The 22,278-nt window shown below is 34.6% G+C and carries 26 protein-coding genes and 2 pseudogenes; 16 read left to right on the plus strand and 12 right to left on the minus strand.

Translation table 11 applies throughout. The features are described 5' to 3' along the window. The first annotated feature begins 318 nt into the window (after nt 1-318). Nucleotides 319-912, plus strand: coding sequence for a hypothetical protein (locus SB717_RS18410; RefSeq protein WP_410904406.1), 594 nt, complete (start codon nt 319-321; stop codon nt 910-912). Nucleotides 913-1,235: 323 nt separating this feature from the next. Here SB717_RS18410 and SB717_RS18415 read toward each other — a convergent pair whose 3' ends face one another. Continuing rightward, complete coding sequence (locus SB717_RS18415) at nt 1,236-1,523, minus strand: SPW repeat domain-containing protein (protein WP_410904488.1); 288 nt, start codon at nt 1,521-1,523, stop codon at nt 1,236-1,238. Nucleotides 1,524-1,764: 241 nt separating this feature from the next. On the opposite strand from SB717_RS18415, the gene SB717_RS18420 reads away from it, so the two are divergent. Next, entirely contained in the window at nt 1,765-2,073 is a 309-nt protein-coding gene (locus SB717_RS18420; RefSeq protein ID WP_410904407.1) for a DUF3973 domain-containing protein, read from the plus strand. Between the two features lie 43 nt (nt 2,074-2,116). On the opposite strand, the gene SB717_RS18425 is transcribed toward SB717_RS18420, so the two are convergent. Continuing rightward, entirely contained in the window at nt 2,117-2,758 is a 642-nt protein-coding gene (locus SB717_RS18425; protein WP_074676763.1) for a DUF1232 domain-containing protein, read from the minus strand. 83 nt (nt 2,759-2,841) lie between these two features. Here SB717_RS18425 and SB717_RS18430 point away from each other — a divergent pair, with 83 nt between their 5' ends. The 7 genes and pseudogenes from SB717_RS18430 to SB717_RS18460 all read left to right on the plus strand — a co-directional run bounded on the left by SB717_RS18430 (nt 2,842) and on the right by SB717_RS18460 (nt 7,718). Further along, nucleotides 2,842-3,474: a manganese efflux pump gene (locus SB717_RS18430; protein WP_410904489.1), complete on the plus strand. Its 633-nt coding sequence runs from the start codon at nt 2,842-2,844 to the stop codon at nt 3,472-3,474. A 403-nt stretch (nt 3,475-3,877) separates the two neighbouring features. Continuing rightward, nucleotides 3,878-4,447, plus strand: a complete 570-nt coding sequence (locus tag SB717_RS18435) for an MEDS domain-containing protein (RefSeq protein WP_410904408.1) — start codon at nt 3,878-3,880, stop codon at nt 4,445-4,447. A gap of 454 nt (nt 4,448-4,901) precedes the next feature. Next, a pseudogene (locus SB717_RS18440) lies at nt 4,902-5,398 on the plus strand (ankyrin repeat domain-containing protein). A gap of 490 nt (nt 5,399-5,888) precedes the next feature. Beyond that, nucleotides 5,889-6,074, plus strand: coding sequence for a hypothetical protein (locus SB717_RS18445; RefSeq protein ID WP_074676757.1), 186 nt, complete (start codon nt 5,889-5,891; stop codon nt 6,072-6,074). Between the two features lie 59 nt (nt 6,075-6,133). After that, nucleotides 6,134-6,415, plus strand: coding sequence for a DNA-binding protein (locus SB717_RS18450; protein ID WP_410904409.1), 282 nt, complete (start codon nt 6,134-6,136; stop codon nt 6,413-6,415). Nucleotides 6,416-6,529: 114 nt separating this feature from the next. Then, entirely contained in the window at nt 6,530-6,664 is a 135-nt protein-coding gene (locus SB717_RS18455) for a hypothetical protein (protein WP_312035953.1), read from the plus strand. A gap of 535 nt (nt 6,665-7,199) precedes the next feature. Next, nucleotides 7,200-7,718 carry a YfiT family bacillithiol transferase gene (locus tag SB717_RS18460; protein ID WP_410904410.1) on the plus strand — a complete coding sequence of 173 codons (519 nt, stop codon included), beginning with the start codon at nt 7,200-7,202 and terminating at the stop codon, nt 7,716-7,718. A 204-nt stretch (nt 7,719-7,922) separates the two neighbouring features. On the opposite strand, the gene SB717_RS18465 is transcribed toward SB717_RS18460, so the two are convergent. The 5 genes from SB717_RS18465 to SB717_RS18485 all read right to left on the minus strand — a co-directional run bounded on the left by SB717_RS18465 (nt 7,923) and on the right by SB717_RS18485 (nt 11,162). Then, nucleotides 7,923-8,393, minus strand: a complete 471-nt coding sequence (locus SB717_RS18465) for a hypothetical protein (protein WP_074676749.1) — start codon at nt 8,391-8,393, stop codon at nt 7,923-7,925. Between the two features lie 4 nt (nt 8,394-8,397). After that, entirely contained in the window at nt 8,398-9,186 is a 789-nt protein-coding gene (locus tag SB717_RS18470) for a hypothetical protein (protein ID WP_410904412.1), read from the minus strand. A gap of 48 nt (nt 9,187-9,234) precedes the next feature. Continuing rightward, the gene (locus SB717_RS18475) at nt 9,235-9,726 is read right to left on the minus strand and encodes a CBO0543 family protein (protein ID WP_074676745.1); all 492 of its coding nucleotides are present in this window, start codon (nt 9,724-9,726) and stop codon (nt 9,235-9,237) included. A gap of 381 nt (nt 9,727-10,107) precedes the next feature. Continuing rightward, nucleotides 10,108-10,620: a DUF3231 family protein gene (locus SB717_RS18480; protein ID WP_013058453.1), complete on the minus strand. Its 513-nt coding sequence runs from the start codon at nt 10,618-10,620 to the stop codon at nt 10,108-10,110. Nucleotides 10,621-10,952: 332 nt separating this feature from the next. Next, nucleotides 10,953-11,162 carry an alpha/beta-type small acid-soluble spore protein gene (locus SB717_RS18485; protein WP_013084404.1) on the minus strand — a complete coding sequence of 70 codons (210 nt, stop codon included), beginning with the start codon at nt 11,160-11,162 and terminating at the stop codon, nt 10,953-10,955. 585 nt (nt 11,163-11,747) lie between these two features. Here SB717_RS18485 and SB717_RS18490 point away from each other — a divergent pair. The 3 genes from SB717_RS18490 to SB717_RS18500 all read left to right on the plus strand — a co-directional run bounded on the left by SB717_RS18490 (nt 11,748) and on the right by SB717_RS18500 (nt 13,467). Beyond that, entirely contained in the window at nt 11,748-11,891 is a 144-nt protein-coding gene (locus SB717_RS18490) for a hypothetical protein (protein ID WP_312035952.1), read from the plus strand. 27 nt (nt 11,892-11,918) lie between these two features. Next, nucleotides 11,919-12,305, plus strand: a complete 387-nt coding sequence (locus SB717_RS18495) for a hypothetical protein (RefSeq protein ID WP_074676741.1) — start codon at nt 11,919-11,921, stop codon at nt 12,303-12,305. A 166-nt stretch (nt 12,306-12,471) separates the two neighbouring features. Next, nucleotides 12,472-13,467, plus strand: a complete 996-nt coding sequence (locus SB717_RS18500) for a DUF3231 family protein (RefSeq protein WP_410904413.1) — start codon at nt 12,472-12,474, stop codon at nt 13,465-13,467. 305 nt (nt 13,468-13,772) lie between these two features. Here SB717_RS18500 and SB717_RS18505 read toward each other — a convergent pair whose 3' ends face one another. Next, a complete protein-coding gene (locus SB717_RS18505; protein WP_410904414.1) occupies nt 13,773-15,002 on the minus strand; it encodes an MFS transporter in 1,230 nt (409 codons plus the stop codon). A 388-nt stretch (nt 15,003-15,390) separates the two neighbouring features. Here SB717_RS18505 and SB717_RS18510 point away from each other — a divergent pair, with 388 nt between their 5' ends. The 3 genes from SB717_RS18510 (at nt 15,391) to SB717_RS18520 (ending at nt 19,900) form a co-directional block, all read left to right on the plus strand. Next, nucleotides 15,391-16,383: a LacI family DNA-binding transcriptional regulator gene (locus SB717_RS18510; protein WP_074676735.1), complete on the plus strand. Its 993-nt coding sequence runs from the start codon at nt 15,391-15,393 to the stop codon at nt 16,381-16,383. A 239-nt stretch (nt 16,384-16,622) separates the two neighbouring features. After that, a complete protein-coding gene (locus SB717_RS18515; RefSeq protein WP_410904415.1) occupies nt 16,623-18,332 on the plus strand; it encodes an alpha-glucosidase in 1,710 nt (569 codons plus the stop codon). Between the two features lie 53 nt (nt 18,333-18,385). Then, nucleotides 18,386-19,900, plus strand: coding sequence for a glycoside hydrolase family 32 protein (locus tag SB717_RS18520; RefSeq protein WP_410904416.1), 1,515 nt, complete (start codon nt 18,386-18,388; stop codon nt 19,898-19,900). 133 nt (nt 19,901-20,033) lie between these two features. On the opposite strand, the pseudogene SB717_RS18525 reads toward SB717_RS18520, so the two are convergent. Continuing rightward, nucleotides 20,034-20,195: pseudogene (locus tag SB717_RS18525) on the minus strand (DUF5360 family protein); the annotation flags it as partial. Nucleotides 20,196-20,213: 18 nt separating this feature from the next. Continuing rightward, nucleotides 20,214-20,576: a DMT family transporter gene (locus SB717_RS18530; RefSeq protein ID WP_074676731.1), complete on the minus strand. Its 363-nt coding sequence runs from the start codon at nt 20,574-20,576 to the stop codon at nt 20,214-20,216. 181 nt (nt 20,577-20,757) lie between these two features. Here SB717_RS18530 and SB717_RS18535 point away from each other — a divergent pair, with 181 nt between their 5' ends. Next, entirely contained in the window at nt 20,758-21,390 is a 633-nt protein-coding gene (locus tag SB717_RS18535; RefSeq protein WP_410904417.1) for an esterase/lipase family protein, read from the plus strand. 220 nt (nt 21,391-21,610) lie between these two features. Here the strand turns inward: SB717_RS18535 and SB717_RS18540 are convergent, their stop codons facing one another. Both SB717_RS18540 and SB717_RS18545 read right to left on the minus strand, forming a co-directional pair. After that, entirely contained in the window at nt 21,611-21,769 is a 159-nt protein-coding gene (locus tag SB717_RS18540) for a hypothetical protein (RefSeq protein WP_176547846.1), read from the minus strand. Between the two features lie 82 nt (nt 21,770-21,851). Continuing rightward, nucleotides 21,852-22,061, minus strand: coding sequence for an alpha/beta-type small acid-soluble spore protein (locus SB717_RS18545; protein ID WP_013084442.1), 210 nt, complete (start codon nt 22,059-22,061; stop codon nt 21,852-21,854). Nucleotides 22,062-22,278 lie beyond the last annotated feature (217 nt).

Here is a 22,278-nt window from a genome sequence, read left to right on the forward strand (position 1 = left end):
ACTAGATTTTAACATGTTTTTAAATGTAAATACTACTTTGGATGTGCTTTAACGGGTATATAAAAGGGTTGCTTTTTATACAGGAGTTCTTCATTCCTATTGAAATGAAATATTGTTAGATCAAGGGTATATAAAGAACTGCATAAAAAAGAACGACATCCTATCTCAACCTCCATGTGCGCCAAGGGTTCTTTTTTGATGTGTACTGGAAAGAGGTATTATGTAAACTGAAAATGTATGAAGTATACATAAGTTTTTATAGGAATTTTAATATATAATTAAGGCTAAAAAAGAATTATTTCAGGAAGAGGAAGATGTGTGAAACGCAGTCCATTATTGTTTTTATCGTTAATTAGTAGTTTGTTAGTTATTTTAGTGTTATTGTTCCAATGGGATCTAGTTGATATGATAACGGAGTTTTTAATGTTACCTGTTTGGCTATTCGTATATGCCTTCTTTATCATCATAACTGTATGGACATTGATCCAGCTTTTTAAAAATAGAAAGTGGCAGCCTTTTGTTATTCAGCTCATTACTATGGGATTATGGTTTTTCTTTCCCTTTGATCAAGTCAATTTAGATCTGAACTTTAAAATCCATCAGAATAAACGAGAAGAAATTACAGCTAAAGTAGAAAATGGTGTGATTAAACCTAATGTATCTGATAATCCATCACTTATTCAATTACCTAAAGAGTATACTCAATTGTCTAAAGGCGGAGGTGACATCGCAGTAGAAACAAAAGGAAAAGAGAAATCTATTCTTTTCTTTACATATCGCGGAATGTTAGACAATTTTTCAGGATTTGTATATGATCCAAACGATAATAAACCTTTAAAAACCGATTTTGATGGGGACTTTAAACAGATAGAAAAAGTACATAAGAACTGGTATTACGTATCTTCTTATTAAAAAAAGGCTTTGAATTATAATTCAAAGCTCTTTTTTAATGATTCAAAGTTTTATCATTAATAATTATGGAAGATTTGATTTTACGGGAATTGAGACAGTAGATCATTTACTAAGTGGAAGTATTGGATATCTTGAGGATGAAGCGTATTATAAGGATATGTTAAAAAAGGTGAAGATAAAATTAATCATCAATTCTTGCAAACCAGAAAAAGCTCCCTATGGAAATAGGGAGTTTTTTCTGCTACAAAAATTATTTCTCACATAGGCCCACGTGTTGCTGGATCTTCAATAGTTTAGATGAATAGTGGAATATTATTCGCTCTTTAACTTATAGCTTTTAGTTTTGCTTTAGAATTCAAGCTCCATAAACTAAATAGTACGGTCATTAACCCGAGTATGATGATAGACCAAAGCGCGCCATCTGTTAATGAATAAATAAAAGGAAAAAGAACAAACCACAATCCGCTAATAAGGGAAATCCAGTTTTGCCATGAATTCCATCCTGGTTTATTCGCTCCTAAAAGAGATGTGATGACTTGGAGAATTCCAAATACAATACTTGCTGAAGTAGCTCCTGCATCGTATGAAAAACCAAGCATCCACGGGGCAATAACAAACTAAATACCGATTATAGCGTTAATAATACCTCTTGTTTTCACCGCATTCCCTCCTCAATGTATGACACTCTTTATGATGTCATTATTAAACTATATGTTTGTAAGTGATGTGTGTTGAGTATTCATCAACGCCTGTTGAGATTTTTTCAACTTTTAATATAGGAACAAGCACTTCTGTTGATGAGTTCTCATAAGATGTTTCAAAATCAAATATGAGAAAGAGAGTGGAAAACGAATGTACTATTGCGTTACTTGCTGCAGATTGCAAAATGAAAATCTTATTAAGAGTAAGTTATTTGAAAATGGAGTCTATATAGATCCATTTGTAGGAGAAAAAATCCCTTTAGGTATGTGTGCACATAGATGTAACCATGAGTCATGCAAGGAGTCATGCAAGGAGTCATGCAAGGAGTCATGCAAGCCATCTGAAAAAGAAAAAATCATTAAAAAGATTGTGCTAAAAGAATTATCTAAATTAAAGAAAGCAATAGAATATTTACCTGCTCATCGCCATGGTTCAGAAAAAGTTCTGTTTTCACAATAAATAGCGGCATGCCGCGTTCAGCTCGCTTGATAAAAATCAGTTTTTATTCCTTAAGTTGATTCATCACTAGTTGTACAGCTATTGCATCGTCTAAATAGCCGATTGGAAAGACATAGTCTGGGATAATATCGGTAGGCAAAATAAAATACAATAGCGCACTTCCCAAAATAGGGCGCCTGGCAGCTGAGGTTTTTTCGCTACAGTATTCAAGATACATTTGCTTTAGTTGATCAATGAAAGTACCAACACTGCCTACTTGCTCTATTTTGGTTTGAAAGTTATTACAAATCATGCTGTGTCCTTCATCCGTCTGTGCATATTGCTTATATTTAGTTAGTTCTTGTTCTACACGCTCAATCGTAAAGTTTGTATCCACTGTATTAAAAGATTTAAGTATTTCTTGAATTTTATCAATGGAGTAATGAATGCCTGTTTCTACTTCATTTTCTGTATTGTTTGAAGCAGCTCCAGCAGGGTCAATCAATGCTTCAAGCGGAGTATTTAAATAGCGCGCAAATTGTTTTAAATGATGTAGATTTGCTTGCTGCTTTCCGTTTATAATCCGTGAAATAGTTGCCGTATCAATCCCCGTAAGTGAACTAAGCTTCCGCATAGATAAAGCATTTTTCTTTAATAAAGACCGTAATAACAAACCAAGGCTTTGGTCATGTTGGATCTTAGACATCGCGATTCACCTCTTTATATTTTTCAACGTGCAGTAATCATTTTATTGAAGGTTTATCAACAATATATGCAACAAGTAAGCAAATTTCCTCAACATTATCATTAAAAGGAGAATCATTAAAAGGAGAATACAAAATGGAATGGTTATTTATTTTAGGTTTTGCACTGTCATCAAGTATAGATAACTTTGGTGTAGGAATATCATACGGAGTTCGAAAGGTAAGGATAAAATGGCTTTCTAATTTACTAATAGCAGCTATTTGTTTCCTCTTTAGCATGGTGGGAATTACGTTTGGCAAGTGGATTTCAACCATCTTACCAGGAGTTTTCCATGTTATTGTAGCCGTCGTATTATTAACGCTAATTGGGATTCGGATTATTTTATTAGTCAGCTCCCAAAGAAATAACGGAATTGATGAATTAGATAGTAGGGAGCAAGGAAAAGTACGCTCTATTGGATGGATAGAAAGCAGTGTTTTAGGTGTAGCACTTTCAGCTAACGCACTTACAAATGGTTTAGGAGCAGGTTTGCTTGGATTGTCACCTTTAGCTATTTCGCTTACATCAGCATTTGGCAGTTTTATCACAGTATGGCTAGGGGTAATGGTGGGGCAAAAAGCCGCAAATGTGCAAATTGGGAAATTTACATTGAGTCAATACGGAACGCTAATAAGCGGGATTACGATTTTAATTGTAGCCTTTACTCAAATATTTTAAAAGAAAAGGCGCCACTTATTAAAGCAAGTGGCGTTTTTTCTTTGTGTTTTATAGTGACTAGTCTTCTATACAAAATAAAGAAATGCTGCATAAGAATTTATTTAATGAAGAGGTAAGAAAACTTACTTCTGCAAATTATTTCTTATTAAGTTTTAATCGTATTTTAAAAGGGTACAGTGTCCTTTAGCCAAGACGCCAGAATAACTGGCACAACTGTTATCTCGTTTGCAATCAATATAGATACACGATTCTAAAAACCAGCTGTACACCCTAAAACAAAGCGGGGAACATCTAGTTTTGACAGACAAGAATGCAAAGCGTAAAATTGTTCTAATGAATAGATAATTCACTATTTTAAGAGTCTTAAAATTTAGGTTGATTTTATATAAGGGAGCGTACACACTTGAAAAATCAGTTTGCTCAATTAATACAGAATAATGAAAGCGTTCATATTTACTACAATATTGACGATATGAGAAGTTACTTAGATAATCTTGTGTCTTATATTGTTTCGGGGATTGAACAAGAAAGACATACGTTAGTTATCGAAAGTGAAAGACTAATTCCGCTGATTTTTAAAAAATTAGAGGGAATTCTGACTAAAGACCAACTAGCATATATACATACCATTAATAATTTTGATTATTACTGTTCAAGTGGAAGCTTTCAGCCTGCCATCATTTTTGAACATCTCTCTAAACACTTAGATCCTTTTTATAAAAACAATACGGCTTTTCAAATATGGGCTCATGTCGAATGGGGACAGCAAGAAGGAATTATACCTATTTTAGAAGAGTTTGAAAATGAAGCTGACAAATTAGTAAATAAAGGCGGATTACATTTAGTATGCGCGTATGATGAAGAGAGAGTACCGGAAGTTCTTAAACTTGCTTTAATGAAGTGCCATCCATACTTAATTTTAGAAAACAAAATTATCCCATCCAATTTATATGTAATGCCGGATGCAGTGTAAGTAATAGTGTGATTGAGCGTTACTTTTAAAAAGCAAAAGGTAAATAGAGAACAAACAAGGAGCCTTATTTAAGGCTCCTTATTTGTTGTTTCTAGAGAGGATGTATATCTTCTATCTTTATATCTAGTGTGAATCTTCAATTAAAATCTCTATTCCTTAAAAGGAAGTTTTTTCGTAGCTGCTCTGTTTCATTTTCCATAACTTCTGGATAGTGCCGAGATAAGACATTAGCTAAATTTTCTTCTTTAGGTTTATCCACTATTAAGTACTTATAAAGAACCTTTATGTCATACCATTGGAAGTCTAACTCTTCGCTATTAGGTATTTTCATATCAACTTTCCATTCTTAACTAAAGGAACTATAATACTTAATTTTATCATCGTATTCCTTATCGTCCTTCTTACTTATATACCTAAGTTTGTATGTCGTGTTCATTCACTAACCTATGATAAAATGGAATATATTGATCAAATAACAAATGCTGCGGTAAATGGAAAAAGTGAAGAGATAAAAGCGTTATAAAATAAAGAGCCATCTTTACTTAACGCTTTTAATTCAGATGGATGGACGCCTTTACCTTTAGCTTGTTATTTTGGGCAAGCGGATAGCGCCAAGTTATTGTTGTCATTGAGGGCGGATATTCATGCTAAAGCTAAAAACCCGAATGATAACATGCCTCTTCATGCAGCAGTAGCAAATAAGCAAATTCAAGCTGTAGACTTGTAGCTTACAAAAGGCGCAGATGTAAATGCAAAACAAAGCGGCGGATGGACTAGTCTTCATGAGGCCTCGCTGCTAGGAGATAAAAATATGATTAAACTTCTTATAGAAAAAGGTGCAGATATCAAGATGCAAAAGATGATGGTAAAACGCCGTTAGAGATTGCAATAGAGAAAAAACAAGACGGTGCAGTTCATTTACTTACTCAGTATTTAAATAATAAAGCTTAATATAGAGTATGAGATTTTATGTTAAGGAAGAAGAGGTGAATATAGTTATGTTGACTGCAGTAGCTGTAACTGTTTCTATTTTAGCGTTAGCTTGGATTGCTGGGCAAAGAGAACAACGCCAGTAACTTTATATATTATTTGTATATAGAATTGAGATGATTATATAAATGAGCAATAGAAATGTTTTAGTTAAATTGATGTTCTTTTTAGGATCATTTTCTATCACAATATTTGGGTTCGTTTTAAAACAGGGATTAACAGGGTTACTTTTATCTGCTGCCTGTATTACATCCGCAGGGTTCTTAATGAAAACTGGAGATACAAAAAGAGGGGGAAACTAACGCGGCTTAGCTTCTCCTTCTTTTTCAGTACTAGAGTGACTAGCTTTATATGTTGTATACAGCATATAAATAGAAAGACTCTTTAATCAGTAAAATAAATATAATTATGTTAAAATATAACTATATTTACTTTTTTGGTGGTGAAATAGATGAACAATCGAAGCTTGGGATTACTTTTAGTCGGTACAGGAACAGTCTTTTTGGTTTTAGCTTTAACATTACATATAGCTGGGTTATTATATGGTGTTATTTTAGGTAGCAGCATCGTATTAAATGTGTCAGGTGCAGGTATACTTATGAAGTTTATAGCTGATGAAAAGCTGGCTCATCTGTAGAGATCTTATAGAGTAAGGTCTCAAATTTATTTTATGAGAATGTTTGGGGGTATCCTACTTTGGAAATGAACTTTTTTTGGTTAGCGTTAGGATTGGCTGCCCTTGGTTATTTTATAAGCGATGGTTTAAAGAATTTCAGCAAACCTCAAAGAAAATCAAAATATCCTTATTTAATTAAAGAAAAAGATCTACACTATCACTTTCACTTAAGTAAAGGTGAAATTGAAGAGCTGTTAACAAAATATCCCGGAGCTCCAAAAATAGAGTTGAAAGGGACTACCTATTATCCGTATCATCAATTCGTTGACTGGCTGTCGTCTAATGAAATCTATAAGGTGTAAAGGAGAGGAAGCATTTAGTCTTTAAAGGCTAGATGCTTCTTTTTTTGAAGATTGGATTCTAATGCCATCGTCACATTTAAAATGAAAAAGATGTCGCCAAGCATGTACTGGGGGATGACTACGGTTTTAGCCGTTGTTTTATATGGATATCAATACATCGTAGAAAAAGTAATTGGACAAACCAATGATTCTCAATCAAGATTACAAGCGCTTAAAGCAAATCTCCAAAAAAGACCTTCCAATAGCTGAAGGTCCTCTTTTATTTGTGGGGGGCTATGACGTATTTATTTAACTCTTTTTATTTTCCATAATAAGTTTGCAATGAATGCGCTAAAAAAGCCGATAGCAATTAAACAAAAGCCAATTTGATCCAAGATGAAATTCCACCTGTCTCCAAAAGAAAAAAGTGTAATTCTTCCTGATTCTATAATATCAACGATAATAAATAACGACATGGTAATAAAATATATTAAAAAGAAATTTTTGTAGAAATAGCTTTTATAATCACTGCTCAAAGTACTCACCTCAACCTAATTTTACGGAAAGTTTATCAATATGTTTATTGTTTTAATTAAAAGCGGCCTAATTTAAGAGGAAATTATCATGAATTATAGCAAAGGCAGGTCTTTGTACTGCGGAGAATGTAAATGATAGTAACTGAAAGTACACAGCATATTTATAGATTATAATTTTTCATCTGTATTTAATTCTGAATATTTAAATTTATTTACAATTTAAAGTTGCTATAATAGATAGTAATAAAAATAGAAAGAGAGGACAAAATATGTTTAATCAATATCCTATTGGTAAATTTACCGTGAAAGAAAATATTCAGAAAGAAGATATTCAAGGGTGGATTCATGACATTGCAGATGCCCCAAAGCAATTAGCTGATGCTGTAGAAGGGCTGACAAAAGAACAATTAGCCACGTCTTACCGAGAAGGAGGCTGGACATTAAGTCAAGTTGTCCATCATTTAGCTGACTCACATATGAATGCCTATACTCGTTTTAAAGTAGGTTTAACAGAGCAAGCACCTACTATTAAGGCCTATGATGAAGTGGCTTGGTCAAATCTGCCTGATAATGATTTACCGATAGGAGTTTCTATTCAACTTTTTGCTGCTTTACATAAGCGTCTTCATAAAGTGTTAAACTCACTTGATGAAATAAGTTTAAAGAAAACGATCCACCACCCTGAAAACGGGGAAGTGACGATTGAGCAATTAATAGCCACTTACGCTTGGCATGGAAAGCATCATATTGCTCAAATTACCACATTAAGAAATCAAAAAGGATGGTAGAATGGCATTTAACATATGTTAGAATCAAAAAAGCTCTTTTTAAAAGCTTTTTTGGTTCTAATAAATGACATTATGCTAATTAAAGAATATACAGCTTAAAAACAGAAAAACCCCCTCAATGCGTTAAGAAAGTTATTTCCAATCCTGAATAGTAATTTATTCATCCTGCATCTTGCTATTACATTGTACAGTGATGACTTATTTTTATAAGCTATCAGATCTGACTTTTGAAACACCTAAGGCCAAGTTTTTCCACAAAGTTTGTTCAACCACTCCGGCGTCCACCGTACGACAATCCACAATGAGTATGACTTCCGAATGTTTGCCGCGTAAAAGCCGTTGATTTTTCCTGATCACTTTAAACATAAATAGTTTAATTCCTAGTCCTAAGGTAAATCCAATAAAAGCACCAATTAGTCCCCAGTAGATGGGCCCCCAGCTTAGTTTAAACCCAATGCTTGCGCCGATGACTGAAAAAGCTGTGGCTAGAGCCATTCCTAAATCAATAAGAGAAACTCCATCGGCTCGATGAAGGCTGTCAAAAATCCGGCGATCTTCCGTTCGATTATTAAGGGGGACAATAAATATATCTTCTTTCTTTATCCCTTTTTTTTCTAGCTCTGAAACAGCTAATTCTATGTAACTGGAGTATTCAAATGTAGAAAAGACCTGCATGTTTTCACTCCACCTTTTTTCCTTTCGCAATACAAAAGCTTGGATGTTGATACGTTTTCTCAAAGAAGTTTTTCTGAACTCTTTCAGCAAGTTTATTATTCTCAACCGTATTTATATAGGAGTCGAAGGTAGCAAAACCATATAGGGAAGGGAAAAATAATAGCCATTCTTTATTTAAAACGGAAGTAGCCTGTTTTATTTCTCCTAAAAATAGAAGAGAAACCCCTTCAAGCAGGTGAGAATAATAAAAGAAAACGACTGCCCAGATGATAACAAAGAAAGCACCAATAATGCGATGAATATAGAGTTGTCCTAGGCCTGGCATCAGCAAGGACCAAACAACGGATAAGATGGGATTCCGCTTATCTAAATAGTTTATTTCCATGGCACCCATACTAAAGGTGTTGAACCGATGGTTTTCTCGTTCAGCTAACACGTATATTTTATTTAAATCAACTGTTGTTCGGTAACTATCCCATATAGAAAAAATATAAACGGGAATATAAATAAGAAGCCATCTTGTATTAAGCACTTCTTTGGCCATATCAATGTTTCCTTGAAAAGAATAAATCATAGCTAAATTTACATGAGATTTAATATTTATGACCACTTCCCATACAAATAACACAAAGCCCCGAAGGTATTTAGACAGTAGTAGGTGCCCAAACCCTGGAAAAGCTGCTGACCACCAAGCGATAATATAGGGGTTTCTTAAATGGATTTGAGTCGTTCCAAATATACTGACATGAGCAATGTAGCGTCTTGCAGTATTGTCATTTTTATAATTATTCATTTACGATCTCCTATGGATTCGGAAAAAAGATACTTTTTATTTCATTAATCAAGAACTCTTTTCTACTTTTTCATCTAATACTCTTATAGCTCCAATCATTAACCTGTTTAATACTGATTTGACTGTAAGACTAAGTAAAGTATGATACCATTTCCAAGGTCTTCTCCATCTAATTAAATTTGTGTTTCTTTCTGCCCAAAGTTCGATCAAAAATATTGGAAAGATGAATAAAATAATTTTATATATGATAACTAAGGGTTTATCGTTTTTTGTTAGTTTGTTGATGATAACGGAGACAGTTGGATATAGCAAAAAGTCAAATAAAACATGTATCTTAAACTCTTTTCGAAAATAGCGTACAGGATATTTAATCAGCTTATGAGTAACAACAAATCTGTCAACTATCCCGTTGGTGTACCCATTAAGAAGAAAAGTCAATATTGAGTCTTTCACGGGAGGCTTTCTAAATAAAAAAGGTAAACCTAATAGAGTTAAAATAAATAAAACCCTCAAAAAGCGTTTTTCAAATTTATTATTCAATTGGTTTTATCTCCTTAATCATACTCGAAGTATCTTTTTGTATATTGTTAGTAGTTTCTCTTAAAAGACTATCATGTATTCCAGAATTAATTTGGTCCTGCTTATAAACGTACATATGTCCACTGCCTTTCTATATTCTATACAACACAATAAAAAGGAAAAAAACTACTGCTCCTATGCAGTAGTTTTCCTAGTCGTTGAAATATAGATGTTATTATATTGCTAATGCTCTACTGCATCTTGAGTAGTTTGCGCTCATTGTTGCTCTTTATTCATTATGAGAAAGAACTACTAGTGTGGAATGAATCAGTAGTTCCTTCTCATAGCATATTGTATGATTTACTTAATGTGAAATCTTCACGTTTTATACGAATTTTATGATTAACAATCCGTGTTTTTTGACTTGTGAAGAGGTGGTGGAACTAACCAGCCTTTTTCTTTGTTAAGTCGCAAAAACTTTCCACCAAGGGCTACTTTTTGCATGTGAATTTGACCGAACATTGCTGCAATATCTTCACGAATAGATTGACCAATCAGTTGACTGCAAGCAACTAGACCAGCAGCTATATCCAGTGAAATAGCCGCAGCAACTTCGGGGTCTTGAACACGTGCACCTACTGGAATATCATCTAAACAAGCTTCTGGACGTTCAGGCGGAGTTGGAGGTAAAGCCACTCCATTTTCTTTTAATAGCTTTTCTACACCTTTCATTTCCTGCTGACATTGTTCAATCGTTTCTTGTACCAACTTATGTAGATCCTTGTCGCCTACATGATTTAGAAACGTTTGATAACCCGCTACTAATCCTTTTGAAGCAGAAAGAAACGACCATGTTCCAAACACTTCACCGTAATGCATCGGTTCATCTGTAGGATTTCCACTTAAAATACCCATTGTTATCCTCCTTAACATACTCATAATAATGTGCCACCTTTCTTACTATGCACATACTTAACGTTTCCATATGATGTTTTATTATTCTTCTAGATATAAAAAGGAATTTTATCAGTGAATACAATCCACTATTTTACGTATACTATTCAAGATACCTATAAGGGCATCAGTCACAATACCCTTGTTATACAGAGAGCTGCCTTCTTTGGCAGTTTTTTTGTTTTGTCATGCTTTATGTGGCTTTCTACTTGTGATGATAAATAGAAAATGTCCATAATAAAAAGAAGAGTGGGTATCCACTCTTCCTTCAGCCATCACTTTATAAAGTTGTCTTAGAAACGTCCGCCGCCAAGTTGTTGCTCAGCCATTTGTACAAGACGTTTTGTGATTTCGCCACCTACTGATCCGTTTGCACGTGCAGTTGTATCAGCACCAAGGTTTACACCAAATTCGCTAGCGATTTCATATTTCATTTGATCGATTGCTTGTTCAGCACCATATACTAATAATTCGTTGTTGTTGCTGCTTTTGTTGTTTGCCATGTTGTGTCACCTCCTTGTTTTTCTTAAGTTTCCTAGGGGCCAAGAAGTATATACATGGTAAATTATGGGTGTTTATTTCCTTATCAGGGTGACATACTAATTTTTAGAAACAATTGACACTGTAAAAAGTGGGATTAGATGTTTCATTTCCTTGTTATCTAAAAGTTGCCATGTGAGAAGAGGATTGCAATCGCTATTGCAATCCTCTTTAAATACCGTATCAATAGTTATTTTTATACTAAACATAAAATTAAAAATGCAAGAGAGGAAGAGGTTATATTGTCAAAGACACGTCAGAAAAAAGAATACTGTAACAAGTGCAGAAAAGAAACTATACATACTCTCACAGAAGATGCTTTAGAAATTAATTGTTATTGCCATGAATGTCATTCACAACACGATATCGTAAAAACATTTTTTTAATCATTTCTTAAAGTTTCACTCTCCAATAGACGAATAAATAACTTATATCCATAACGAAACTCCATATTAGCCGTGGCTATTGAATTTCATTTTATACAATTATAGAAGCAGAGAAGAACGGATAAAGTAACCGGGAAGATTTTTAGTGGAGGTGAACGAGAAGTGAGGAGTAGGGAAAGAGATCTTATAACCATTGAAGATGAAAAGGGTGAACAATATCTTGTTGGATTGACCGATCCTGAGGAACGTGACCCCATTTTAGATGCTTATCAAATCGCTGTAGAGGCTACGCCTACTGACGAATAATTCCGCTAATGTGATGAGGAGTGCGTTATGAAGAAGAAAATTGTAGATGCAGCTCATTTGGAACAAAAAATGCAGATTGAAAAAGTGATCAACGGAATGACCTTTACGAAAAATTTCCGGTCTGCTACAGCAGAAGAATGGTACGTGTTTCTTCCAGGTTATGAAGATCCAAGAACAGGTGGAGCTGCAGGAAAGGCAATGATTCATTATAACCTTTATGGAAATAGAGATGTGTTTATTAACACTACAGTCATTTTAGATGATCCAGCACTATTTAGAGCAGAAATCCATCCTCTGGTTTATGCAATTGCAGATGAGCTGGTCAACAGGCTGGTTGGCTATGCTGATACCTTGCTGTCTGTTCATGCCGGTGAAAACTCATTTGATGCAGAATATAAACAAAACAATAATTAATCTTGATTTATTCAATATTTTTCCTTAAGTATGTGTTTTTAAAGGCTGCTCATTTGAGTAGCTTTTTCTTTTTTAGCGGAAATATTAGGAGGAAAGCTAACTAGTATGAAAGCTTAAAAGGAGGGGAAGCTAAGAAAAAATGCCTTTGATCCGGAGGAACAGAAAATTGCAAAAAAAGAATCGATTAACATCTCCTGAAATTGCAAATTTATGGGCACACTATATCCGTGAAACATTATCTGTATGTGTAAATAAATATATGCTTCATACAATCCAAGATTCAGAAATACATAATCTTTTTCAGGAAGCTCTTCAATATTCGCTTAATCATATAGATACGTTAAAAGCATTATTTAAAAAAGAGAAGTTTCCTATTCCTAACGGATTTACAGAAAAAGACGTAAATTTAGAAGCTCCTCCTCTATTTACGGACGTTTTGTGTCTTAAATCCCTTTATATGATGAGCACACATGGACATAATGAAATGAGCCTATCTTTTACGACTTCCATACGCCCAGACATTGTAGATTTTTATTATCAGTGCAACCTTGATGCAATGGAGATTTATAAAAAATCTAAGGATCTTCTTATTTCAAAAAAACTTTATCAGCAACCACCTACTTACATAACATCGAACAAGGTGGAAATGATTGAACATTACCACTATGTAACGGATGTGTTCGGTAAACAAAGACCGATAAATACAATAGAAAGTGGACATGCTTATTTTAATTTAAACAAAACATTTATTGCCAAAGCGATGATCCTTGGTTTTTCACAAGTTTCAAAAAATCAAAACGTACGAGCATTATTAGAAAAAAGCCTGCAAGTAAAAAACAAACACATTGATGTGTTTTCATCCTTATTAACCAAAGACAATCTTCATCTGCCTAAATCATGCGAAACAGAGGTTACAAATTCCAATATTTCTCCTTTTTCAGATCGGCTTATGCTTCTTCAAACGGGTTTCTTTTTTGGTGTAGCAGTCACTTATTATAACGCAGCTCTTATTGCAAGTATGAGAGCCGATATTTCAGCACACTGTGAAAAGGCGGCCTTGGATAGCCTGTGGATTTATAGCCGTATTGGGAAAGATATGATTGATAATCAGTGGATGGAACAGCCTCCCCAAGCAGACGACCGTAAAAGGTTAGATGATTAGAAAAACGTTCTTAATAAATTAATGTTTTATCCTCCGAGCATGCTACTGAAGGTGTTTTAAAATATTTACGTATAAAGAGAAAGAGCTACTGTTCAGGAGCGGTAGTTTTTTAGGATATATCTACTATATACTTCTAGTTAACAATATATAACGTTAACTAGAAGAAACTCACCAAAAAGAAGCCTTTGCTATAATTAACAAAGGCTTTCAAAATTATGAGAATTACAATTAATAGGAACAGTAATAGGAACAGCTTAAAAGATATTTTTGAAGTTTTAAGACTAATTATTATATTTTTCCTGATTCTAAGCAGTAAGTTTTGAATCGTTACTACCTTTAGATGTTTGATTCTTGTTTCTTAAAAGAAATGCACCAAATAGAGTAAAGACAGTCACGATAACCCCCATGATTAAGTATGTGTGACGAAAGCCGATGGAATCGTATAGGTTTCCTACAATAGGGGAGAGTATAACCGCTCCTAGCTGCATTGCGAATTGATATCCAACTAAATATAAGATGGAAGAGAATTTTGTATCAAAATGTGTAGCCAGATATTTAAATACAGAAACGATGATAATGGCAAACTCCGGTGCGTTAAGAAGCTTGATAAATGAAATGCTGTATGGATCGGATACTAGCCCTGAACCTACCACGCGCAAAATCATAATGATTCCAGCTAAAATTAAACCTCCTTTAGGACCGACTTTACGGACAATCAACGGAGCAACTAACAGCATACCGGATTCTAAAAAGACCTGACCTGCATTTAAGTAACCAAATATTTGGTTGCCTAATTGTTCTGTTGGGAATAAAGAGGCGTAGTATACAGGAAACTGCTGGTCAAACACATTATAAATACAGCCCGTTCCGAGCATGAAAATCATAAAAATCCAGAAATCTTTTCGTTTAAATAAACTGCCCAAATCTTGAATGGAAAGGGACTTTGCCTTTTTTTCTTCAATGGTGGATACTTCTACTTTTGTAAGGAAAATAACAAGTAATAAGAGAACGCCCGATCCCGATGCAATCCAAAAGTTGATATCAGGGTTAATATTAAGCATTCGCCCTCCAATAGCGGCTGCAACGGCAGCACCTATTGAGCCCCAAAGTCTTGCACGACCGAATTCAAACTCATACTTTCTGCCAACTTTTTCGATATATGACTCGATGGCTGAGATACCAGCTAAAAAAGTGATGGCAAGATAAGATCCGCCTGTCAGGGCTCCTATCCAAAAGTTCCAGTTTAAAAGTGGTTGATAGATGAAAATTAGAAACGGTCCAGATAAAATAACTAAAATTGAAATGAAATACAATAAATTCTTTCGTAAGCCCAATTTATCAGAGATATAGCCATAAAGAGGTTGAAAAAGCATAGTAAAGATAGCGTTTACAGAAAAAACAATACCTGTTTGTGCTCCGGAAAGGTCAAGGCTTTGTCCTAACCAGATAGCAAAAAAAGTGAAAATAGAGGCAATAGATAAGAAGAACAAGAAAAAGAAACTGCTTAGCTTCCAGTAAAGTTTATTGTTTTGCATATTTAAATCCCCTTTGCTGTTTATGTATCTAACTTTTATTTAGAAAGCGTTTTCGATTTGATTGTATTATATATGGTACCGATTTCATATGTCAATAAGAAAATAATTAAAAAAATACCCTTTAAATAAAGGGTATTTTAAATATAATGTGTTTTTTTAGTGTGGTACTGGTTTCTCTCTTATGAGATAAACACTTTTAAATGTGCCGGTTTATTAATCTATATAAAAAGGTCCTGTTTTAAAGAGTCAAAGCGATTTTGCTCGTATTCTTATTGAACAGATGATATAGAGATGAAAACGAATTCATTCATTGCATTTTGGCTCTTTTTTAACGTAAAATTAAAATAAGTATGAAACTGATTTCAGTTAGTGATGGAGTGATAAATAAATGCCTACCATATATGACGTAGCAAAATTATCGGGGTTATCAAAAACAACCGTTTCCCGTGTTATAAACAATCATTCATATGTTTCAGAAGAGAAAAAAAATCTGGTGCTAAAAGCAATGAAAGAGCTTAACTATACCCCGAACCCTTCAGCAAGAAAATTAAGAGGGCAGGTAACGACTACAATTGGTGTCATTGTACCAAGAATCGTAAATCCATTTTTCTCTTATTTAGTCGATTCAATTGAACAAGTTGCTTATAAAAATGGCTATCATGTATTAATTTTTCAAAGTAATGAAGATAAAGAGAAAGAATTGGCCTTTTTAAATTTATTAAAAACAAAGCAGGTTGACGGAATTATTATGACCTCTATTGAAAATGACTGGAGTATCATAGAATCGTTTACTGAATACGGTCCTATTTTGTTATGTAATGAATATGTGAACAACGCAAGTGTTCCAATTGTTCGATTAGATCAATACAAGGGTGCATATATAGGGGTAAAGCATTTACTTGAAAAAGGCCACCGGAAAATCGGGTACTGTACAGGTGGATTGTTCGCTGAGGAAGGTAAGGACAAGGACCGTAATCAAGGGTATCAAAAAGCACTTCAAGAGGCAGGAATCGAGCCAGATCCAAAGTGGATTTTTGTTAACCAGCATAGTATTGAAGACGGAAAACAAGTAGTTAAAAAAATCCTGTCAATGGAGGATCGCCCAACGGCTATATTTACAGGAAGTGATGAAATTGCCGGGGGAATGATGATTGAAGCCAAAGAGTGTGGTCTAAAAATACCTAATGATTTGGCGATTATTGGCTTTGATGATCAACCTCTTGCACAAATGTTAGATCCGAAGCTAACAACTATACGACAACCTATTGATCAGATGGGGATTAAAGCAATGGAAACTCTTATTGATATGTTGAATGATTCTGAAGTAAAGGTGGAAACGTTTGAACTCCCAATCGAGCTGGTGGTTCGAAGCTCAACGTAATAGGAAATCGCAAATGAAGGTGAGAGCTGAAGTTATTCGTTCTCACCTTTTTTGAGAAATTTTCAGAAAAGTTATTGAAACCGTTCCCATGATGTAATACAATGAATTCATCTTAAAGGAGAAAGGTTAAATCAGATTTTTAAGAGTATATATTTTTTTAATTTTATATGGTATCGATACCATATAAAACGAAGAATAAGTACATAATTTTAATATAAATATATAGGAGCTGATAAGAAATGGTTCAACTAAGTGAAAGAAAGAATGAAGAAAGCGCTACAATAACGAAGGGACAGTGGTGGAAAGAAGCAGTTGTATATCAAATTTATCCGAAAAGTTTTTATGATTCGAATGGAGATGGAATTGGTGACTTAAAAGGAGTTATTCAAAAATTAGATTACTTAAAAGAGTTAGGTATCGACGTTATTTGGCTAAGTCCAGTTTATCAATCACCAATGGATGATAACGGATATGATATCTCTGATTATCAAGCCATTGCAGAGGAATTTGGCTCTATGGAAGATATGGATCTACTAATCCATGAAGCTAAAAAAAGAGAGATAAAGATTATCATGGACTTAGTCGTTAACCATACTTCGGATGAGCATCAATGGTTCCTAGAATCAAAAAGTGATGTAAATCATCCTAAAAGAGATTGGTATATTTGGAGAAATGGAAAAGAAGACGGGACTCCTCCTAACAATTGGAAATCTATTTTTGGCGGTTCGTGCTGGGAGTATGATGAGCAAACTGGACAGTATTATCTTCATGCATTTTCTAAAAAACAGCCTGATCTTAATTGGGAAAATCCTGATCTTCGACATGCCGTTTATAAAATGGTCACATGGTGGTTAGATAAAGGAATTAGCGGCTTTAGAGTAGACGCCATTACGTTTATAAAAAAACGACAGGACTTCGCTGATTCGCATGATGGAATGAATGTAATTGAAACCAATCAACAAGGCATCCATGAATTTTTAAGTGAACTAAGTAAAGAAGCTTTTACTTCACACGATATCTTAACGGTGGCAGAAGCACCTGGGGTATCACACAAAGAACTGCCTATTTATGCAGGAGAAGACGGACATTTTAGTATGCTTTTTGAATTTGATCATGTGGATTTAGACGTAGGAAAAGAAGGGAAATGGTATGAACCGTATAATTGGAATCTACTTGATTTCAAAAAAGCCATTTCTGATAGTCAAACGTTCTATAACAACACAGGGTGGGGAGCGCTTTATTTAGAAAACCATGACCAGCCTCGTTCTTTAAACAAATTTATTAAACCAGAAGATATAGGACCTATTTCAGCTAAAATGTTAGCTACCGTCTATTTTTTATTAAAAGGGACGCCATTTATCTATCAAGGGCAAGAAATTGGAATGACAAATGTAGAGTATCCATCAATCGAGCATTACAATGACTTAGCTTCAATTGATCAATATCACTCTGCGCTAAAAGAAGGATTTTCAAAAGAGGAAGCATTAGCAGCGATTTGGAGACGCAGTCGTGATAATTCTCGAACGCCTATGCAGTGGAATCATTCTGAATATGCAGGATTTAGCCAAGGTACACCGTGGCTAGAGATAAATTCTAATTACTCTTCTATTAACGTCGAGAATGCTTTAAAAGATCGTAATTCTTTATTTTATTTCTATAAAAAGTTAATTAGTTTAAGAAAAAGCAGTCCATATTCAGATGTGATTGCTTTTGGTAAATACGAAGACATGTTTAAAGATAGCCTGCAAATCATGGCCTACACGAGAGAGTGGAACGATAAAAAAATAGCGGTGATTGCTAACTTTGATAATAAAGAGTTAACTCTAAGCTTAGATTTTAATATAAACAATGTTATTTTATCGAACTATGATCATTTAGAATTACACCTAAATCAAATAAAATTGCGACCTTATGAGTCCATTGTTTGTGAAATCGATTCATCATTTTAATCTCTTTTTATCACAATTAACTCATTTACGTGTAGAAAGGCAGGGTGAAATTTTTGAAAACATTAAGAAATCAACATCAAGCAAAAATCTCAAAGGCAATAAAATCTGTGGTAAACGAGCAGGAGTCTGTTGATCAGAATCATTGGCGACTGCAATACCATGTGTCTACACCAGCATTCTGGATGAATGACCCAAACGGATTCAGCTTTTATAAAGGTGAGTATCATTTGTTTTATCAACATCATCCTTACTCTCCCGAGTGGGGGCCAATGTATTGGGGGCATATAAAAAGTAAGGATCTTACTTACTGGGAACACCTACCTATCGCTCTTGCTCCAAGTGAGGAATATGATCAAGATGGATGTTTTTCAGGAAGTGCAGTTGAAAAAGACGGAAAGCTTTATGCAATGTACACAGGGAATGTGTGGACAGGAGATAACTATGATACGGACTTAAGACAGGTTCAATGTCTTGTTGTGAGCGAAGACGGCGTTCATTTTAATAAAGTGCCTCAAAACCCAGTGATTAATTCAGTGCCTGAAGGAGATATTCATCCTCATCATTTTAGAGACCCAAAAGTATGGAAGAAGGACGACTATTATTATTGTGTTCTTGGATCACGTACAAAGGATCATGAAGGGCAAGTTCTTTTGTATTGTTCAAGAGATCTGTTGAATTGGGAGTTTATGAATGTAATGGCCAAAAGCCAAGGAAATCTTGGTTTTATGTGGGAGTGTCCAGATCTTTTTAGTCTTGATGGACAAGACGTGCTTGTCATGTCACCTCAAGGAATGAAATCAGAAGGGGATCTCTACCATAACTTACATCAAGCTGGATATGTAAAAGGGAAATTGGACTATAAAACAGGGCTGCTTCAACACGAAGACTTTCAGCTTTTGGACTACGGGTTTGATTTTTATGCTCCTCAAACAACAGAAGATGAACATGGCAGACGCATTATGGTAGCGTGGATGGCTATGTGGGAAAGCAGCATGCCTGAACAAAAACATAATTGGGCGGGAGCAATGACTATTCCGCGTGAGCTTTCTACTAAACGAGGGAATATAATTAGTAAACCAATTCAGGAGCTTAAACAGCTTCGTCAACATCACGTACAGTATGAAAATATTACAGTTAACGGAGAACAAGAACTTGCAGGTATTTCAGGTGATTGTTACGAACTTGAAGTAAAAATTAACGCAAAAGCTGCTTCACAGTTCGGAATAAAATTGAGAACAGATCATGACACTCACCAAGAAACTCTTTTAACTTATGATAGGCTGGAAAGTTTGTTTATTTTTAATCGTGATAAATCAGGTGAAGGAGATGGGGGAATCAGAAAAGCACCTGTTCGATTAAATAATAATCACTTACATCTTCATCTGTTTGTTGATAAATCGTCCATTGAAGTTTTTGTTAATGAAGGCGAGAAAGTGATGACGAGCAGAATCTATCCTGGAGACAATGCAACAGGTATTTGTTTTTTTGCAAATCAAGAAATTGAATTGAGTACCTTAAATAAATGGAACTTAAGAAAGGGCGTTTCCCCACTGATTTTTAAAGGCTAATAAGAATTGGATAAAGATAGTAGCCAAGCAACGTACAAGAGAGAAATTACAATAACTTATGCAACTAGATTAACTTGAAGAACAGATCCCCTTAAGGGGATCTGTTCTTTTTATATGTACATTAATATCTTTATTACATGGAAAAGTGCTTTTTTTGATTACTGCTATCTTTTATAAATAGTTTTATAAAGAATAGAGGGTAAATCATCAAGTATAAATTAAAAGTCCACCATGTTAAATCGAAATCCTTAATAAATGCCCAATACGCAATGGCTTGTAGTCCTGAGAAAAAGGTTTTAAATATTTTATCTTTTTATTTAATGTGTTCTTCCAAAGTGGATTTACTGGCATTAGCTTCTTTTTCTCCGGTCATATTTAATGTCACTACACCGATAATGATGAGAGCTATAGCGACGATCTTTAGCAGACTTACACTTTCATTGAAGTACATAAATCCAATTAGCGTAATAATTATAATCCCCATACCTGACCAAATAGCGTAAGCAATTGAAACTTCTATACTTTTTAACGTTAATGTCAAAAAGTATAAACTACAAATGTAAAAAAGTATAAGCAATACACTTGGCATAACTTTAGTAAAACCTTCTGATAATTTCATGGTCGTAGTTCCAGCAACTTCAAAAAGAATAGCCAAACATAGATAAATCCAATACAACTTTCTTCGCCTCCTTATTTTTTACAGAAAAGCTTAGGTGATGATTTTTGTCATAAAAATACTCATAGATAACAAATGAATATAACTTTAAATCCCTTATAAGTATAAGTTTACCATATAAGGATTTTTATATATAATCTATAGATGTTGTTACTTACATATTTTGAGGAGGAGAAAAGAAATGAAGAAAAAGTTTGTCGCATTAATTCTTGCTTTATCCCTGGTTGTATCTGCATTAGAAATTCAGCCTTCGAATGCTAAAGCTGAAGCAAATCACAATCCGGTTGTTCTTGTTCATGGAATCAGCGGTGCGTCCTATAACTTTATTGCTATCAAAAACTATTTAATCGCTCAAGGGTGGGATCGCAATGATCTTTATGCTATTGATTTTATAGATAAGACAGGCAACAATTTGAATAATGGACCTCAGCTTGCTCGATACATTGATCAAGTGTTGAAAGAGACGGGAGCTAAAAAGGTAGATATTGTTGCTCATAGTATGGGCGGAGCAAACACGCTGTACTATGTTAAATATCTAGGAGGAGGGAATAAGATTGAAAATGTTGTGACGTTAGGAGGAGCGAATGGCTTGGTTTCTTCAACAGCACTCCCAGGTACAGATCTCAATCAAAAAATTCTTTATACGTCGATCTACAGCATAAATGATCAAATTGTTGCTAATAGTCTCTCTAGGCTGCAAGGAGCAAGAAATATTCAACTTTATGGCATTGGACATATTGGATTGCTTTCAAATAGTCAGGTTAACGCGTACATAAAAGAAGGGCTGAATGGCGGGGGACAAAACACAAACTAATTATTTTTAAGTTGGACAAGACAGGCTCGACTTTTATATATTGGGAATTGCACTGTTTGTCTTTGTTTTTCAAGAGCATGTACCCCATGAAAAACACCTGGAGTCAAAGCAGCTCCCGCGCCGAAATAGAGTAGAGTGCTAAAAGTACCTCAGTTAATCGAGGTACTTTTTTAGGGTTTTATACAAAGAATCGATGATTAAAAATCGCTCAAGTTGATTTTTAATCGCGCATTGCGCCTGCTTCTCGAGAAGTCATGGCACCTTGTCCTTCACTTACGTCTTTGTGGATTTCTTGTTTTACTTTTTGTGCATTTGTGGCAGAAGCTGCTGGTTTCTCAGTGAAATCCGCCTTTTCTTTAGCTGATTGATTTTGCTGCATATAATCTCTCCTTCCTTTTTATTCGTACAAAAAGGAAGAATGGAGATCCATTCTTCCTTCAGCCATCAATTATAAAATTGTATTAGAAACGTCCGCCGCCAAGTTGTTGTTCAGCCATTTGTACAAGACGTTTTGTGATTTCGCCACCTACTGATCCGTTTGCACGTGCAGTTGTATCAGCACCAAGGTTTACACCAAATTCGCTAGCGATTTCATATTTCATTTGATCGATTGCTTGTTCAGCACCGTATACTAATAATTCATTGTTGTTGCTGCTGTTGTTGTTTGCCATGTTGTGTCACCTCCTTGTTTTTCTTAAGTTTCCTATTGTGGAAGAAATGTATTCGTGGTAAATAATGGATGTATATTTCCTTATTAGGATGACATACTAATTTTTAGAAACAACCGACACTGTAAAAAGTGGAATTAGATGTTTCATTTCCTTGTGACTAAAAACTAAACGCTTGCCATGTGTAGGAGAGAGAATGACAACTCGTTTGTCATTCTTT

Source organism: Priestia sp. SIMBA_032 (assembly GCF_046535215.1).
GTDB lineage: Bacteria > Bacillota > Bacilli > Bacillales > Bacillaceae_H > Priestia > Priestia aryabhattai.

Coding starts and splice junctions, on each gene's coding strand:
- SB717_RS18445 (WP_074676757.1), top strand. CDS start 5,889: ATGAACAATCGAAGCTTGGGATTACTTTTAGTCGGTACAGGAACAGTC.
- SB717_RS18515 (WP_410904415.1), top strand. CDS start 16,623: ATGGTTCAACTAAGTGAAAGAAAGAATGAAGAAAGCGCTACAATAACG.
- SB717_RS18425 (WP_074676763.1), bottom strand. CDS start 2,758: ATGTCTAAGATCCAACATGACCAAAGCCTTGGTTTGTTATTACGGTCT.
- SB717_RS18485 (WP_013084404.1), bottom strand. CDS start 11,162: ATGGCAAACAACAAAAGCAGCAACAACAACGAATTATTAGTATATGGT.
- SB717_RS18470 (WP_410904412.1), bottom strand. CDS start 9,186: ATGAATAATTATAAAAATGACAATACTGCAAGACGCTACATTGCTCAT.
- SB717_RS18495 (WP_074676741.1), top strand. CDS start 11,919: ATGAAGAAGAAAATTGTAGATGCAGCTCATTTGGAACAAAAAATGCAG.
- SB717_RS18465 (WP_074676749.1), bottom strand. CDS start 8,393: ATGCAGGTCTTTTCTACATTTGAATACTCCAGTTACATAGAATTAGCT.
- SB717_RS18480 (WP_013058453.1), bottom strand. CDS start 10,620: ATGGGTATTTTAAGTGGAAATCCTACAGATGAACCGATGCATTACGGT.
- SB717_RS18505 (WP_410904414.1), bottom strand. CDS start 15,002: ATGCAAAACAATAAACTTTACTGGAAGCTAAGCAGTTTCTTTTTCTTG.
- SB717_RS18535 (WP_410904417.1), top strand. CDS start 20,758: ATGAAGAAAAAGTTTGTCGCATTAATTCTTGCTTTATCCCTGGTTGTA.
- SB717_RS18510 (WP_074676735.1), top strand. CDS start 15,391: ATGCCTACCATATATGACGTAGCAAAATTATCGGGGTTATCAAAAACA.
- SB717_RS18420 (WP_410904407.1), top strand. CDS start 1,765: ATGTACTATTGCGTTACTTGCTGCAGATTGCAAAATGAAAATCTTATT.
- SB717_RS18540 (WP_176547846.1), bottom strand. CDS start 21,769: ATGCAGCAAAATCAATCAGCTAAAGAAAAGGCGGATTTCACTGAGAAA.
- SB717_RS18545 (WP_013084442.1), bottom strand. CDS start 22,061: ATGGCAAACAACAACAGCAGCAACAACAATGAATTATTAGTATACGGT.
- SB717_RS18460 (WP_410904410.1), top strand. CDS start 7,200: ATGTTTAATCAATATCCTATTGGTAAATTTACCGTGAAAGAAAATATT.
- SB717_RS18455 (WP_312035953.1), top strand. CDS start 6,530: ATGACTACGGTTTTAGCCGTTGTTTTATATGGATATCAATACATCGTA.